Raw genomic sequence first — 273 nt, 5'->3', positions numbered from 1 at the left:
AGCTAGATCAGCACATTATAGGTCAGGCTAAAGCTAAAAAAGCGGTCGCTATTGCGCTTCGTAATCGCTGGCGCCGTATGCAATTAAATGAAGATTTACGCAGTGAAGTAACACCAAAAAATATATTAATGATTGGTCCAACAGGCGTAGGTAAAACAGAAATTGCCCGCCGTTTAGCAAAACTTGCTAACGCACCATTCATTAAAGTAGAAGCGACTAAATTTACTGAAGTTGGTTATGTTGGTAAAGAAGTAGATACGATCATACGTGACC

1 protein-coding gene is annotated in these 273 nt (G+C 39.9%); it reads left to right on the top strand.

Features of this window, described 5'->3' with window-relative positions:
* Positions 1-273: AAA family ATPase (locus AAEY88_RS13620; protein ID WP_350563249.1), on the top strand; the 273-nt coding region annotated here is incomplete at both ends.

This window comes from Psychrobacter sp. CAL346-MNA-CIBAN-0220 (genome assembly GCF_040309805.1).
Lineage (GTDB): Bacteria > Pseudomonadota > Gammaproteobacteria > Pseudomonadales > Moraxellaceae > Psychrobacter.
Note: the sequence above shows the minus strand (reverse complement) of the source record. Positions and strands in the feature narration are given on the sequence as shown.